Origin of the sequence: Gilliamella sp. ESL0250 (genome assembly GCF_013345045.1) — a bacterium.
Classification (GTDB): Bacteria; Pseudomonadota; Gammaproteobacteria; order Enterobacterales; family Orbaceae; genus Gilliamella; species Gilliamella apicola_H.
The window spans coordinates 1-15,569 of record NZ_JAAEDV010000021.1 but is presented as its reverse complement, the minus strand read 5'-3'; the positions used below and the strand labels follow the sequence as shown (position 1 = coordinate 15,569).

Genomic DNA, 15,569 nt, shown 5'->3' with positions numbered 1-15,569 from the left:
GGCTTCAGCTTCTTTTAAAATAGATACAATCTGATGTTCGGTCATTTTTTTCATAATTAAATCCCCTTTACTTTTATCATAGAGAATTTTCTACTTTTTTGCTGTACTATTTTAGGGGATAGTTACACGAAAATTTGGCGATTCAGATATTTAAGACCTGATACTAAAAAAGCAAATCAACTTAGTCTTGGTGAATATCCTTTAATTTCTTTAGCTGAAGCAAGAGAAAAAAGGGATGAGTTTAAAAAATTATTGTTGAATGGAACAGATCCTGCTAATTACAAAGATAAAGAAGAAGAGCAAATACAAAAAGAAGAAAAAAGAAAATTTATTAATGTTTTTTTGAGCTGGGTAGACGATCAAAAAATTAATTTAGATAAAGGTGAAATAACTGAAGGAACTTTCAGAAGAAATAAAAATATTATAGTTAATCACGTTTTAATTCATAATAATTTAGTTAATAAATCAGTTAATGAGTTAATTCCTGCTGATTTTAAAGAGTATTTACAACCCTTGATTAATCAAAACAAAACTGATCTTGTTGCTCGAGTTTGTCAAGTTGTAGGTAGAGTTTTTAATTATGCGAAAAATCTTGGTTTTGTTGAATATAATAAATTTGAAAATTTAAGATTTGCTACGCATAGATCTAAAAATATGCCAACTTTACCACCTGCTCAGCTACCTGTTATTTTAAAAGTAATTAATGATTATCCTGCTACTCAGCAAACTAAGTTATTGGCATATTTTCAATTATTAACATTAGTGAGACCAGGGGAGGCAGCAACAGCAAAATGGGCTGATATTGATTTAAAAAAAGCGATTTGGACAATTCCAGCAAATAGTATGAAGATGAGGCGTGAACATATAGTGCCTTTATCAAAACAAGCATTAAAAATTTTACAAAAAATGAAGGATATAACACCACCAAATTTTGAATATGTATTTATAAATAGAAAATATTTAAATGATAAAAGTAAACACACAAGTAAAGAAACAGTAAATACAATGCTAAAAAGAGCAGGATTTAAAAATAAATTAGTAGCGCATGGTTTTAGATCTATTGCTTCTACCATTTTAAATGAAAGTTTAAAATTTCATCAAGAATTAATAGAAATATCGTTAGCACATGTAGATAAAAATATTATAAGAGCTACTTATAACAATGCTCAATATCTTGAAAAAAGATTTGAATTGATGGGTTGGTGGGGCGATTATGTAGAAAATGTAAGTAATGTTTCAGTTTTATAGTATTATATTGTAATGTAATATTTATTATTCTTAGAGTATTTATGGGTAGTAAAACAACATTATCAAGTTTTGCGGAAACATTACAAACAATAAGTATTGGACAGCTAGCAACAGCATTAGGTTGTGATGAATCTACAATATACAGATGGTTAAAAGATGAAACACTACAATTACCAAGACCTATACAAGTTGGCAAAAAAAAGGTTTGTTTTATTTATGAAGAAGTAAAAGAATGGTTATATAGCAGACCTCGAATTATTTGTTTTTATAATAGTAGTTTAAATAAAATTGAAACAACAGAAACTATAAGTTTAGCAAGTATCAATATTGATAATTTAATACCTGCTTACGAAGCTGTAGAAATAATGAAAAAGCATAATATTAATATTAGCTCAAATGCTGAATTAACAGCTATTAATATAAAAGGACATTTATTTGTAGATAGAAATCGATTTGAATATGAATTTTTATTAAATCATTTTACAGCAAATAATTCAAAAAAAGAAAAAAAAGAAGATGGTAAAGTTAATATTAAAAAAATAATTAAAACAACGATATAAAATAGCAAGCAAAATCATCAGGATTAATACCAACTTTACATGCATTTGCTGGAACAGCTCAAGGTAATGGTATTAGTGGAGGAACAGCACAACAAGGTGGAGCAGAAAATGCTAGCCAAGCTAACAATCCAAATACTGGTACTGATGCTATAACCAACAATGGAAACTCTAAAAACAGTATGCCAAATCAGAATGGTGCTGGAACAGGTTCAAGCTCACCGTTAGTGGATAAGGGTGATGGACAAAACAAAAGTTCGCCTTTAGTTGATAAAGGTAGTAATGAACCCAAGTTAGATAATTAACACAAAAAAGAGGGAATATCCCTCTTTTTCTTTTCACTTTATAATAATATAAAAAAATCCCACTTTTAGTGGGATCTTTTTTAATTTTTTATTGATAATTATTTTTTAGTTACATCTGGAAATAATAAAGCTGCTGTATAATCAAGCTCATTTGGATTTTGAACATCTCTCAATAAAGTTTGAGAAAAGTTAGGTTTATTAACCCAATTCCATAAATTTTCCTTATAATCTTGACGTTGCTCGCTTTTTGTTTTTAATTCATTTAAAGTATCTAAAAATAATTGTTTAGTTTTATCATCAACTTTTTCTAAAAAATTAGAAATAGATTGTTTAAAAATATTTCTATGCATAAACAATCTATACATTACTTCTGTATCATTAGACAAAGCTAATTTATAATTAGCAATTTGAGTTTGATAATTATAAATTTCTTTTTTATAACGATCAATTTGTCTTTTATAATCAATTAACATCGCACTATCAATAGATATCCCTTTACCAAAAGGATTATCCATTTCTTCACATGCTTTTCTATGTTCTTCTTTCTTTTTAGCATAATGATTAGCAATATCTTCAGTAACCGCTGCGCCCCATAGCATAATTCTTTACCTCTTACCTTAAATCAGATTTTACTTAATTTATCAACTTTTATTATTAAAGATTATTTTTTAGTTACATCTGGGAACAATAAAGCTGCTGTATAATCAAGCTCATTTGGATTTTGAACATCTCTCAATAAAGTTTGAGAAAAGTTAGGTTTATTAACCCAATTCCATAAATTTTCCTTATAATCTTGACGTTGCTCGCTTTTTGTTTTTAATTCATTTAAAGTATCTAAAAATAATTTTTTAGTTTTATCATCAACTTTTTCTAAAAAGTTATAAATAGATTGTTTTAAAATATTTCTATGCATAAACAATCTATACATTACCTCTGTATCATTAGACAAAGCTAATTTATAATTAGCAATATCTTGTTTATTTTTTTTAATTTGTCTTTTTAAATTAATATTTGATGAAGATATACCATCGCCAAAAGGTTTATTAATTTTTTCTATAAATTGCTTATGTTCTTCTTGTGCTTTTTCATAATGATTAGCAATATCATCAATAACTGCTGAACCCCATAACATAATTCTGTACCTCTTACTCTAAATCAGATTTCACTGATTTTGTCAACTTTTAATTAATTATAGCATTATGTTTTTTTAACTATATTTTGTTAAAAAACTGTTCATTTTTACTTCAGGTATAGTATAGTATGATCGATTTCACAGATCAATATAATTAATTATAATAGATTAAAGCTATCACAATTAACTACACTGATCGTTGAAATCTTTCAAAAATTTTTAAAAAGTAACAAGTTAAGTTAAAAATGAAGGAGTTAAAAAATGACATGTGACTATATAATAAAAAAGGTTGTAAGAGTAAAAGAATTAAAATCAAAAAATAAATTAAATAAAACTGAAGAAAATGAACTAGAACAATTAATAGAAGAAATTAGGGAGTGGATAAAAGAATCGCAAGATATTGTTTGCATTCAATTAGTTTGGGACATTTTAATAGATATTATAGAGATGCCAATGCCAGAACCATCTGTTATACCAGAATCAGAACCAGAACCAGATGAGCTACCTGTTTCACCAACAAAACCTAGAAGACCAAAAATGTAAAATAATAAAAGGGCTTTTTAGCCCTTTTTAAGTGTGTTTAATCAAAATTGGATATGTAAAAAATGATAGATAAGATTTTTTTAATAACAAGAATAACGTTTATAATTACAACAGTTAACTTTCTTATTTCTTTTATATTTACAAAACAACATATAAGTATAGGCTGGATTTTTTTTAGTTTTGTTATTAATTTTATTACAATTAGTGTTGTAGTATTTATTTTTAAAAAGATTAAAAAGACTTTAAAAAATAACAAGTTAAAAAATATTACTGCTAATACTACTAATACTACTAATACAAATGCTAACGTAACAACTAGTAGTTCTAATTCTCAAACAATATCAAATCCTCCTCCTCCTCCTCCCTCTATTGGTAATGAACCAAGATAAAAAAAAGAGGTTTTTAACCTCTTTTTTTATATGTTTAATTAATATATCACTTTGATTTATATATAATATTTAGTGTAAAATGTGCTAAAAGTTGACACGGCACAGCAAATAAAAATGACCAACAAATGATAAATAACCAGAACCAATCCCACGTAATAACCTTTATAATATTTGTACCATTAAAATACACACACACAGCAATTACAAACGTAGCTAATACATAAAATAATGTTAAAAAATTACTAGCTAAATCGTATTTTATACTACTAAATTTATTTGTTTTCTTATCCATTCTTAACCTCTTTTTTTAATGTCTAATTTTAAAGTCTCATTTTTAAATTATTAATATTATTTATTTATAAAATATTTTAATAATGTCAATACTTTAACTAGTTTTTAATTTTAAATTTTTTAATAAAAATAATGAAGTTCAACTGTTGACATTATTTAAATATTTTATAAGTAACTATAAGTAGTTAAAAACTATACAAATAATAAAAATAAAAAGAGGTAAGTTATTATGAATATTAGTATTTATAAAAAGAATTTAGTGTTTATAACACTAATAACAACATTATTATTAATGTTTGCTAGCAATGCGTTTGCTAATGCAGTAGATGTAGATCTGTTTAATATTAGTGACACGGATATATCAAAAAAATTATTTTTGGATATCTATTTTCCTGAAGATGATATGTCTAAAAGTCCGCTTTCTGCGGCTTTGTTAGCTTTTAATAGTGTCGTATTAATGGTGGGTGGTATTATTGTTGCTTATACGTTAATGGCAGGAACAATGTCAACTGCGCATGACGGTGAAATTTTAGGTAAAAAATGGTCGTCTATGTGGTTGCCAATCAGAATGGCTACAAGTACTGCTTTTTTAGTGCCAGTGTCTGGCGGTTTTTGTGCCATACAAATGTTTATGCTTTGGGTTATTCAAATGAGTATCGGGGCTGCGTCTCATGTCTGGCAAGAATATGTGGCAAATATGGGGGTAGCAAATGGTGTAGTTGTACCAAATATTTCAAACCAAAAAATCGACACGTTAGCAAAACAAGTTTTTTTATCAAATTTATGCGTTGTAGCAACAAATGATTTGTATAAACAAATTGGAAAAGAAGATGTTGAATTAACTAGCAAATGGGTTTCACCAAAATCTAACGTTAATCAAATTAATCAGGAAATTTATAAAAAAATCATATACTTACGTAAGTACTGGCGGATACTATGGTTATAGTTTAAAACCAGAAATTTTTGAGTTGCCGTTTCAATTTTTAAGTTTTGGAGCAGATCAAATAGCAGGCGTTAGCGGATCAATAAATAATATGGCTAATTCAATAAAAATCGACAATAAAAATTATAAAATTGGTAGAGATTTAAGAGCTTGTGGTGCTTACATAGTACAAACAAAAAGCAATGATTTAGATAAAAAATTAGGAGATTACAAAAACTTAGCACCGCTATTTAATACTGTATTACAAAATCAAGTGTATTTTTTAAATAAACTACATTCTGATATGTCACTGCTAGCAAGACAATATTATAAAAATCCTAATAATGTTGATTTGCAAGCAAAAATTGATGAAGCAATAGATGCGTACAAAAAAATAATGCTTTTGTAATTGAACAAGCATTTAAAAAAACAGATTCTTGGAGTTCTTTTACTGATTCTGTGAAAAAGGACGGCTGGATGCTGGCAGGATCTTGGTCTATTCGTTTAATTCAAATTCAAGAAATTTTAGGACAATTAGCTAATTTAACCCCAATAAGTGTTGAATCTTCGTTCAGCTTTGAACAACTTTGGCAAGGTACTGAATTATCGTCGGTGATGAATAAGGCAAGTAACGACTTAGAGGCGAGTTCTGCTAACAGTAAGCATGTCAATGGGCTAACACAACAAGCATTAGCAAAATATGAACAATATGAACAAAAAGACAAAAAAGACGGCAACGCAGGAAGTCGAGCAATTACAGGAATTTTTAATGGTATAAATAAAGAAGCAAGTAATACTTTTTCATTTTCAATAAATCCTTTTTGGGATGGTAATGCTTCTGCGCACAGCTTAGTTAAGACGATGCAAGATTCAGCAGGATCTATAAACCCAATTACTATAGCAAAATATTATGGTGATCTGGCAATAAATTTAGGTAGTATTGTAATTAGTGTAAGTGCGGGTGTAGCTGGTGTTGCTGGTATTTTTTCAGGATCTATAGTTGGTAATGCTTTGATAGCGGTTGTTGCTTTTATGCCAATTTCTGTGAGTCTTTGGGTGGTTGGTAATTCACTTTCTGTACTTTTACCATTAATGCCGTATATGTTGTGGTTGGGGATAATCGGTGGCTGGATGATATTAGTGCTAGAAGCAATGGTAGCAGCCCCATTATGGGTAGTCACACAATTACAACCTGATGCAGATGGTTTCACAGGTAAAGGAAGTACTGGATATGGATTAGTTTTATCACTTGCATTACGCCCAACATTAATGATTATTGGTTTAATTTGCGCAATTGAAATGCTCAATATTTTAGGTGGTTTATTATCTGAAACTTTCCCTGCTATGCTTGCGCTTACTGGAATTGCGGGGGGTAGCATAATTAAGACTATAGCAATTTTATTTGTATATTTTGGTGTTTTATACAGCATTATAAACAAATCATTTTCTTTAATTCATGTTATACCAGATGAGGTCATGAAATGGTTAAATGTTAATGCAGGTCAAAGCTTAGCTTCTTATGCAAAAGAATCTTAAAACACAACAATGGCAAAAGCTGCTTTAGCTAAAGTTGGTTTAGATCAGATGGGGGGAGTTGCTAGAGGAGCAGGAAATAAAATAAATGCATTTAAAGCAAATGCTGTTGCTAACAAAAAACAACAAGCAAAACAAGAAGAAATGAGACAAAAAGAACAAGCACAGCAACAAGAAAAAATGAATAAAAAAGAAGATCTTGACATGTTAGAAAATGCTTATAATGAAACTGCTACAAAACAAGAATTTGATAGTTTAGCACAACAAGCAAATAGTAAATTATCGTTGTCTAAACTTGCTTTTGAAGCTGGTGACAGAACAAAAGCTAACGCTTACATGCAACAAGCGAAAGATCTTGGAAAACAATTATCAGTTGAGCAAGCAAGAGAATCTGGGCTTGATGAAACTTTGATAAATTACAATAACAGAAATACTAAATAAAAAAGAGGTTAAAAGCCTCTTTTTTTTTGTGTTTAATTTATTTATTTTGTGTGTTTTTTTGTTAAAAAAACCAATTAGTTTTATTAAATTTTAATGATTTTTGATTAAACAAAATAAGCAAATTTCACCAAAATTTTTTAAAAAAATAAGCAAAAAAAAGCTATTTTTAATTAAAAAAAATAGCTCAAATTTTGAATTATGCCCACCACTTTTTATAGCTTTTTGTTAATTTTGAGGTGAAAAATTGATGCGAATAGCTTCAATTTTTTTGTGAAAAAATTAATAAAAAGTAACAGGTTAGCATTGACAAAATGCTAAAACTGATTAAATAAATAGGAGTGGGCATAATGAAAAGTGGACTAATTAATTGTACAAATTAATTGGACACAAAATATACATTCATTCGGACAATTTTATTGTCCTAATAATGTGGGCAATGGTCTGCTATTTTTGATTTGAAGCGAAGCGAAAAGCAAAGATAGCGGATTGGCGATGAGCCAAAATTGCCCCCATTATTGTATCGAGTTTTGAGAACGAGCAAGCAAAGCGAGCGAGCAAGTGAACTTAACGAAGATAGAATAATGTTAGTTAATTAAATAATTGATTTGAAGCTTGAGCGAAAAGCAATTTTTAATTAACTAATTAGCCGTTTAATTTTGTTATTTTTTGATTTGAAGCTTGGGCGAAAAGCAAAAAATATAAAAAATTGATAAGGCTAAAAATGCTTAATGTAAGCAAAAATAAATAAGCAAAATGTAAGCATTAATTTTATTTTTTATTGGATTTTTTGAGCAAAAAAGCGAGAAAAATACAAAAAAAATAAAATAAAAAAAAGTGAATATGCCCCAATTTTTCATTAAAAAAAATGGAATTTTTAGGGATTTTTGAGATGAGTTTTTGAGCATAAAAGCTTAAAAACGAAGTGAAAAAATCAATAAAAACAATGAATTTTTTTAATTTTTGGACTTTGTTTTTTGAGCAAAAAAGCGAGAAAAGCAAAACAAAAATTAAAAAAATAATAATAAAAATAAGGGGGCATTATGAAACTTACATTATTACAAAACAAATTAAAAAATGAATATTTAGATGAAATTGAACAACAAGCAAAATTAGAAAATAAAGCTGTAGGTATTTGTAAAAACAAAAAAATTAATGAAATTGTAAATGAACTAAACGAGCATTATACAAGTAATAAAGCAACTTATGAAACTTACTTAAAAGTATATAACAGATTAATAAATAACAATAAAAATGTTGAAAAATCAGAAATTAATTTATTGCTACATAAAGCAAAAACGAGTTCAACTTATGATTTGTATAGAACTTCATTGAAATTTGGATTAATTAATGAAATTAAAGAATTACAAAAAAAATCAGATTACGCACGAAAAAATAAAAAAACCAATGAAATGATAGAGTTAACTAATCAAGCTTTTGATTTAGCAATTATACTAAAAGACAATTTTAAACTAAATAAAGAAAGTATAATATTTGAAAGGGTAAATAGTAAAAGAAAAACGCTAAATAAAATGCCTGATCTTAAAAATATTTTAAAAAATATGGATGAAGTTTGTGTAAAAAAATATAAAGATATTTTAATAGTTTATGAACTTTTTGGTTTAAGACCAGCTGAGTTTAAAAAAGGCGTTAGCTTGAAATTAAAACAAGACGAAAACGGGGAAAATGTTATTGAAGCAACTATAAGTGGCGCAAAAATTGGAAAACATTCAGGGCAGGACGTTAGAATTTGTACAACGACGCTAGAAAAAGATAATGAATTACATCAGGAATTCTACAAAAATGTTTTTAGGCAGCAACTTAGAAATGGTGGGGTTTATAAAATAGAACAAAATGAAAAAACTTATAAAAGTCTAAGCAAATTTTTTTATAGAAAATATGGAACTGCTGTAAGTTTATATAGTTTTCGTCATAAAGTTGCTAGCGATTTAAAAAGAGTAAAAACGGATGAAGACACGATCGCTGCATTTTTAGGGCATAGAGTAGATAAGTCGCAGACTTACTATGGCAACTACCAAAAAGGAGGGAGTGGTGGTAGGAAATTTGAGGCGACAGCAACACACAAAATAAAACACACTAAAAATTATAACTTTGATTTTAACTATAATAATAATAGTGTTATTAATAAATATAGAAAAAATATTACTATATTGTACTAATAAAAAAGCCCCAATTTTTGGGGCTTTTACTTAAAAACAGGTTGATTTTTATATACTAAAACCTTTTTTATTTTCTTTTTTGTGTTCTTCTTCTAATTTTTCTAATGCTTTGTTAATAGTTCTAATTGTGTAATCTTCTGTATGTTCTCTTTTATTGTCGTCCAGTACCGCTGCACAAATATTCCTATATTCCGCATATTTATTCAGTGTGTTTTTTATTGCGTTAAAATCAATTACACTATCGTCTAAAACCCATTTTTGTTTTTTAGCTAAACCTATAAATCGATTTTTTTCTTTATTAAAAAATCTACTAATTTCTAAATATTCTTCACCATTTATATCTACTTGTTTTATTTCATTAATTTCAATATCATTATTATTAGTATTGTTATTTGTAGTATGTAAAATGTCTGGATTTTTAATGCAATTATGAATATATTCGTTTCTGTGCATTATTTTTAAAAAATTAAAAACTTTAAAACGTATATCATCTTTTTCAATTGCTTTAACTAAAAAATCATTTCTTCCTTCTTTTTTATTTCTAAACCCTGCAACTCGAAATGCATGTACAGCACCTGAAAAATTCGGGTCACCATATTTTTTATTCATTGCTTTAACAAAAAAATTGGCAAGCTTTTGATTCGCTTCTTTTTTGCTAACTATATAAATAAATTGATAATTTTTTTCAGAAGTTTCTAAATGCAAAATTGGTTTTCCAAATTCCATTTTTATTTCATCAACCGCTTCTTCTGTTTTTATATCGTCAATTACTAAATAATAATAATAATCACTTAAAGGTGTTATATAAATATCTGAACCATTTTTATTTAAATTATATAACTCATTGTATATTTTAAATTCTTTAATTTCTGAACTATTATATATTTTTGTATTAACACAATTATTTGTTCTATTAATAGTAGTAATTCTATATGTTTGTGCTAATAACGTATCTATTTGTTTTATATACTTTGTATATTCCATTGTTTAATTCCTCTTTTATTATTGTTGTTGTTGTTTATATACTTTTATTTAATGCTTTATAATGTACTCTACTGTTTTTTAAAATAATGTTATATAAAACATTAATATAAAGTAATAAATTATCTTCTTTTTTAGCTTTGTTTAAGTTTACCAAGTCAATCTTGTATATTTTATAATCATTATCATTTATAAAATTTATTAAACTTAATAGCTTTATATTTATTGTATTTTTTATATTTTCTAATATGTTACTTTCTCTAACTGTATAATTTTCTTTATCTTTTAAGCTGTTATATGTTTTTATATCGTTTATTAAATTTTCTATTTTCATTGCTTACCTCTTTATTCTTATTAGTAGCCCCAAAATGGGGCTTTTATTATTAAATAGTTGCTGTTGTTGTTGCTTGTACTACTACTTGTTGTAATTGCTGTTGCGCTTGTTCTACTTTTTCTTCTACTTGTATTACTTGTGTTTGTGTTGCTTGCTCTGTTTGTACAACATTTCTTTTTTTGTAAACTCTTGTGTATTCAATTTTTTCTTCATTGATCCACTTTTTTAAATATTTAAGTTGCTTTGTTTCAAAATCTCTTATAATAAAAACAGAACCTGCGGGCACAACAACTTCATGATATCTTCGCGAGCCACTTGAGTAAGGGTAAGATTTGATGAATTCGATTTTTGGGCAAACGCGAGCATTTGATCTGTTGCTGTATGTATAAGCAATAGGTACACCTGCTATTCTTAAAGCTCCTATAGTTCTACTCAAATCTTCTTTTACTTTAATTTTTATATCAATTAATTTATTTACTACTACTTTTTTAGTTGTTTTTTTAGTTGTCTTTTTAACTTTCATTGTTTCTTTTAACATAGCTCATTCCTTATATTAATTATTATTATTTAAATTAGAAAAACTGCGTAACTTTTTGTTTTAGTTACATTATTTTGTTTTCTTACTTATAGTTATATAAAATATCTTTGAAATGTAAAGTTAGTTTTTTAGCATTTTGTGCTATTAGTTGTATTTTTTTAAACTTTTATATGTTAAAATTATTAGTTTTGCTTTGTTTGTAATAAATAAAAGTTTATACTTGAAATATAATTGTTATTTTTAAAAAAGACAAAACTAATTGATTATTTATTGAGCATTTGAACTTATTTTTATTGTGCTTTTTGTGAAAAAGTGATAAATTGGAAGATTGGTTTTATTTTAGACAATAAAAAACCCTTTTATTAAAAAGGGTTTTGGTTAAAAAAGTACATTTTCTATAATAATAATAAGTTTAAGAGATAAAATTATTATTACTTATACTTATAGTAAATATATTTAAATTGTCAATATTAAATACATAAAAATATATAGTTAGTAATCATAAAAATTACTTTGTTTTTTATAGCGCGTTACTTATGTACTTTATAAATAGCTTATATTTAGCACATACATATAATTCCTTTTCAAAAACATTCTTTTATTAGCTAATTCATTTAAAAATCAACAGATTTTTAAATGTTCTACACAAGTCTTTTTTAGCGCAAGTCTCAAGCAAGCTTGCTTGCTTATGGTTTTGTGTGTGCTGCTAAGCACCCATCCCTTAACCGATCTTTTTATTTTTAAAAAACTACAGGTTTTTAAAAATCTTTATTAAAATCATTCTTGTTTTACTTTATTATTTTATTATTTTCCTATTTTCGGCTTGTTTTTTGGCTAAATTAACCAATAATATCAATATATTACAAAATTCATTGACGACAAAAAGAATGTAAATGACGACTTTTTGAATGTAAAAAACGACAAAAAGAATGTGAATAACGACATTTCGAATGTTGAACGACAAAACGAATGTTAAAAAAAATATTCATTTTTTTTGGATTATTTTATAAAAAACGATTATTTTTAGAATAAGCGTTGACAAGTAGCAAAAACTGATTAAATAAATAACTATAAATATAATAACAATAAAAGGAGATAATAATAATAATGAGTGATTTAATAGTATATAAAAGTAACGATTTAGTAAGTGCTAGTTATAATTTAACGCTAGCAGAACAAAGAATAATATTGTTTGCTATTAGTAAGTTAAACCCTGCCAGTGCTGACAATAAAACAGTTGTTATAAAAGCAAACGAATTTGCTGAACAGTTTAAAAATATTGATAAAAACAGTATATATAAAGCAATAAAAGATGGTTTAGATGACTTATATAATAAGTCTATAATTTTGAAAGACAATCAAAAAAAAATTACGTTTAGATGGCTACAAGCAAAAACTTATTACAACAACGAAGCAGTAGCTGAGTTAGTATTTTCCGATCATATTATTCCTTATCTATTTGATTTAAAAAACAAATTTACTAAATATAAGTTAAGTAATATAAGTACATTTAAAAGCGTATACAGTATAAGATTGTATGAATTATTAGCACAATATAAAGTAATAAAAACAAGAAATATTGAAGTTGAAGAATTAAGAGAAATGTTATTGTTAAATAACAAATATACAAGACTTTTTGACTTAAAAAAACGAGTACTTGAAAAAGCTGTAAAAGAATTAAATGACAAAAGTGATTTAAGTATTAGTTATAAAATAGAAAACGATGTTATTGCTTTTAGTATTAAATCAAAAAAAATGGAAGAAGATAAAGAATTGGTAGCAATAGATAGTAGTAGTAATAAAGAGTATAAAACTAGATCTACAACAAAATCTACAAAAAAACAACAAAAAACAAATAAATCAAGTAGTTATATGAATAATGTAAAAAATGGTTTATTTCTTTAAATATACAAATAAAGCACTTAATAGTGCTTTTTAGCCTACTGTTTAAGTACGTGTACTTGAACAGTCAATTTACCTTCCAATTATCTAAAAAATATTAAAAAAACATAACATTAGATATTGACATAATTAAAAATATTTTACATATATTATATAAATAAGTTTCTGTTTAAGTACATGTACTTAAACAGACAAATAATAATAACGAGGTAAAAAATATGGATGATATTAAATATGATGATTACAATAAAAATTTAGAAAAATTACATAATGAAATTGCTGAATTAGTAGAAAGAGAAAAAGAATACGAAGAACTTAAACATCATTTTAAATTTTGTAAAAAAGAACGTATTGGTTTCAATTTGAAATTTTTTAAAAAAATGGGCGGAGTAAAAAGAGGTTTAAACGCAAAAAGAAAACAATTGAATATTATTTATACTATAATTTTAATTGAGAGAAAAAAAGGTTTAAAAATAACTGCGTATTTTGCTAAAAAATTAATAAAAAAATTTTTTAATGTAAGTATAAAAAATGCTGAATTATTTGTGTATTTTAGTTGTAAAAATAACATTAAAATATGTAAAAATATGAATGTTAATACATATTGTAAACTTGATGAAATAAGTAATTTATACGAATATGCTACTTTAAAAATAGAAGATGATATATTTTTATTAAAAAATAAAAAAGAAAGTAGTAATAAAGAAGAAGTTAAAAAAGTAAACATTAAAAATATACAAAAAATATGTATATAGTCTTTGTTTTTTGTTTAAGTACGTGTACTTGAGCGTGTGTAAGTAATAATAATGTACTTTTTTATGTATAATAAAAATGGTATAATTATACAAAAGTGGAAAATATTTTGTATACGTATTTGTATACTGATTGATGGGTTGTTGAAATAAGTTAATTATAATCAATCAGTTATTTATTTAACTGATGCCCTCACAACCCACCATTAATATCTTCCTTTTCAAGCGTTAATAGCTATCTATTTTACCTTTGATTCATAATTAATGATGCAAAAATAAGGCACGAAAATATTGGCTTTATCTATTAACGTTTATGCAGTTAATTAAAGTTGGTTAATCTAAAGGATTCAGCGTCGATTTTAGAAAATTAGCTTTTTAATTTAACGATTATGGGCATTAAGATGAATTCATATTTATTACTGTTTGTTGCAATTATTTGTGAAGTGATAGCGACATCTTCATTGAAACTATCAAATGGTTTTACCAATCTTATTTTCTCAATTATTACTATTATTGGTTATAGCGCTTCGTTCTATCTCCTTTCATTAGCATTAAAAACAATCCCTGTTGGTATTGCATATGCAATATGGTCTGGAATCGGGATTGTACTAATCAGTTTAATCGCTTGGATTTTCTTAAAACAATCATTGGATCTCGCTGCGCTAATCGGCATGGGATTTATTATGTTTGGTGTGGTGATTATTAATTTATTCTCGAAAGTAGCAGGGCATTAAAATCTAAATAATAAAAAATTTTTTATTAATAATTTATTGATTGTAACTAAAGCATATAAAGATTGTTGTCTAGCATGCTATAAATTTATAATGCTAATTCAACAATATTTTAATATTGCAATTTTCCTTATGTTGAGAATGTAAAAGTGATTAAATTATATAAAAATCATAAAATACAAACTAAATAAGTAATAAAAATATCTTTAAAAATAATATAAAAAATTATTATATAATAAAAGTTGTCTATTTTTTATATAGACATTTGATCCGTTTCAGTTTAGTATTTTTGCGCAAATTTTATGTAATAATTGAGTGAAAATTGGACTTTGAAGCGTTGTGATGAAAAAATTTCTATTAAGTTTAGCCTTTGTTATCTATCCCGTCACTATCGTGTTAGCCGAGCCCTTGTCAACACAAACACTGTTGATCTACCAGCAAGAACGTCAAAAAGCTCTGCAAGATTCGTTAAATCCCATCTCACCTGATATTCATTTATTACTACCAAGCACGACAACTGGACAGATAGACTTTCCGGTTGAGTTATTATGTTTCAATATTAATCAGGTTGAATTAATTGAATGTGATAGTGTTATGTCAGCAAGAAAAACCCAAATGCTCGATTTATGCGATATAGAGCAAGGGTTTAAGAACTTACATCATCAAAGGGTTTAACGTAAACTGGAATTATTAACATCTAGCATCAAGAATATAGAGTAGTTAAAGCTATCGAGACACTAGAATAATTAAGGTAATGAAAATAAGGACAAAACGATGAACAGGCATTTATATC

General features: G+C 26.3%; 19 protein-coding genes. 14 read left to right on the top strand and 5 right to left on the bottom strand.

Annotation, left to right across the window (positions count from 1 at the left end; all coding sequences use genetic code 11):
• Positions 1-60: 60 nt before the first annotated feature.
• From GYY69_RS12980 to GYY69_RS12895, 3 genes are all read left to right on the top strand, one after another.
• The gene (locus GYY69_RS12980) at positions 61-1,248 is read left to right on the top strand and encodes a tyrosine-type recombinase/integrase (RefSeq protein WP_342354085.1); all 1,188 of its coding nucleotides are present in this window, start codon (positions 61-63) and stop codon (positions 1,246-1,248) included.
• 41 nt (positions 1,249-1,289) lie between these two features.
• Positions 1,290-1,808, top strand: coding sequence for a helix-turn-helix transcriptional regulator (locus GYY69_RS12470; protein ID WP_174797978.1), 519 nt, complete (start codon positions 1,290-1,292; stop codon positions 1,806-1,808).
• Between the two features lie 179 nt (positions 1,809-1,987).
• A complete protein-coding gene (locus tag GYY69_RS12895; protein ID WP_255458462.1) occupies positions 1,988-2,110 on the top strand; it encodes a hypothetical protein in 123 nt (40 codons plus the stop codon).
• 98 nt (positions 2,111-2,208) lie between these two features.
• On the opposite strand, the gene GYY69_RS12465 is transcribed toward GYY69_RS12895, so the two are convergent.
• A complete protein-coding gene (locus GYY69_RS12465; RefSeq protein ID WP_174797977.1) occupies positions 2,209-2,709 on the bottom strand; it encodes a hypothetical protein in 501 nt (166 codons plus the stop codon).
• Positions 2,710-2,771: 62 nt separating this feature from the next.
• The gene (locus GYY69_RS12460; RefSeq protein WP_174797976.1) at positions 2,772-3,242 is read right to left on the bottom strand and encodes a hypothetical protein; all 471 of its coding nucleotides are present in this window, start codon (positions 3,240-3,242) and stop codon (positions 2,772-2,774) included.
• A 261-nt stretch (positions 3,243-3,503) separates the two neighbouring features.
• Here GYY69_RS12460 and GYY69_RS12455 point away from each other — a divergent pair, with 261 nt between their 5' ends.
• The 7 genes from GYY69_RS12455 to GYY69_RS12425 all read left to right on the top strand — a co-directional run bounded on the left by GYY69_RS12455 (position 3,504) and on the right by GYY69_RS12425 (position 9,538).
• A complete protein-coding gene (locus GYY69_RS12455; protein WP_174797975.1) occupies positions 3,504-3,785 on the top strand; it encodes a hypothetical protein in 282 nt (93 codons plus the stop codon).
• 62 nt (positions 3,786-3,847) lie between these two features.
• Positions 3,848-4,174 (top strand): hypothetical protein, encoded by a 327-nt coding sequence (locus GYY69_RS12450; RefSeq protein ID WP_174797974.1) that lies wholly within the window; start codon positions 3,848-3,850, stop codon positions 4,172-4,174.
• Positions 4,175-4,694: 520 nt separating this feature from the next.
• Positions 4,695-5,411 carry a DotA/TraY family protein gene (locus GYY69_RS12445; protein ID WP_174797973.1) on the top strand — a complete coding sequence of 239 codons (717 nt, stop codon included), beginning with the start codon at positions 4,695-4,697 and terminating at the stop codon, positions 5,409-5,411.
• 22 nt (positions 5,412-5,433) lie between these two features.
• The gene (locus GYY69_RS12440; RefSeq protein ID WP_174797972.1) at positions 5,434-5,796 is read left to right on the top strand and encodes a hypothetical protein; all 363 of its coding nucleotides are present in this window, start codon (positions 5,434-5,436) and stop codon (positions 5,794-5,796) included.
• Positions 5,796-6,923, top strand: a complete 1,128-nt coding sequence (locus GYY69_RS12435; protein ID WP_342354084.1) for a DotA/TraY family protein — start codon at positions 5,796-5,798, stop codon at positions 6,921-6,923. The genes GYY69_RS12440 and GYY69_RS12435 overlap by 1 nt, the downstream gene beginning before the upstream one ends.
• A gap of 9 nt (positions 6,924-6,932) precedes the next feature.
• The gene (locus tag GYY69_RS12430; RefSeq protein ID WP_174797970.1) at positions 6,933-7,361 is read left to right on the top strand and encodes a hypothetical protein; all 429 of its coding nucleotides are present in this window, start codon (positions 6,933-6,935) and stop codon (positions 7,359-7,361) included.
• Between the two features lie 1,040 nt (positions 7,362-8,401).
• Complete coding sequence (locus tag GYY69_RS12425; RefSeq protein WP_174797969.1) at positions 8,402-9,538, top strand: site-specific integrase; 1,137 nt, start codon at positions 8,402-8,404, stop codon at positions 9,536-9,538.
• Between the two features lie 48 nt (positions 9,539-9,586).
• Here the strand turns inward: GYY69_RS12425 and GYY69_RS12420 are convergent, their stop codons facing one another.
• From GYY69_RS12420 to GYY69_RS12410, 3 genes are read right to left on the bottom strand one after another with little or no spacing between them, the layout of a single operon-like run.
• Positions 9,587-10,522 (bottom strand): DNA-primase RepB domain-containing protein, encoded by a 936-nt coding sequence (locus tag GYY69_RS12420; RefSeq protein ID WP_174797968.1) that lies wholly within the window; start codon positions 10,520-10,522, stop codon positions 9,587-9,589.
• Positions 10,523-10,556: 34 nt separating this feature from the next.
• The gene (locus GYY69_RS12415) at positions 10,557-10,853 is read right to left on the bottom strand and encodes a hypothetical protein (protein ID WP_174797967.1); all 297 of its coding nucleotides are present in this window, start codon (positions 10,851-10,853) and stop codon (positions 10,557-10,559) included.
• Between the two features lie 49 nt (positions 10,854-10,902).
• Positions 10,903-11,391, bottom strand: coding sequence for a hypothetical protein (locus GYY69_RS12410; protein ID WP_174797966.1), 489 nt, complete (start codon positions 11,389-11,391; stop codon positions 10,903-10,905).
• A 1,107-nt stretch (positions 11,392-12,498) separates the two neighbouring features.
• On the opposite strand from GYY69_RS12410, the gene GYY69_RS12405 reads away from it, so the two are divergent.
• The 4 genes from GYY69_RS12405 to GYY69_RS12390 all read left to right on the top strand — a co-directional run bounded on the left by GYY69_RS12405 (position 12,499) and on the right by GYY69_RS12390 (position 15,451).
• Positions 12,499-13,296, top strand: coding sequence for a RepB family plasmid replication initiator protein (locus GYY69_RS12405; protein ID WP_174797965.1), 798 nt, complete (start codon positions 12,499-12,501; stop codon positions 13,294-13,296).
• Between the two features lie 215 nt (positions 13,297-13,511).
• Complete coding sequence (locus GYY69_RS12400) at positions 13,512-14,048, top strand: hypothetical protein (RefSeq protein WP_174797964.1); 537 nt, start codon at positions 13,512-13,514, stop codon at positions 14,046-14,048.
• Between the two features lie 398 nt (positions 14,049-14,446).
• On the top strand, positions 14,447-14,779 hold the full coding sequence (locus tag GYY69_RS12395; protein ID WP_174797963.1) for a DMT family transporter: 333 nt from the start codon (positions 14,447-14,449) through the stop codon (positions 14,777-14,779).
• A 339-nt stretch (positions 14,780-15,118) separates the two neighbouring features.
• Positions 15,119-15,451, top strand: coding sequence for a hypothetical protein (locus GYY69_RS12390; RefSeq protein WP_174797962.1), 333 nt, complete (start codon positions 15,119-15,121; stop codon positions 15,449-15,451).
• Positions 15,452-15,569 lie beyond the last annotated feature (118 nt).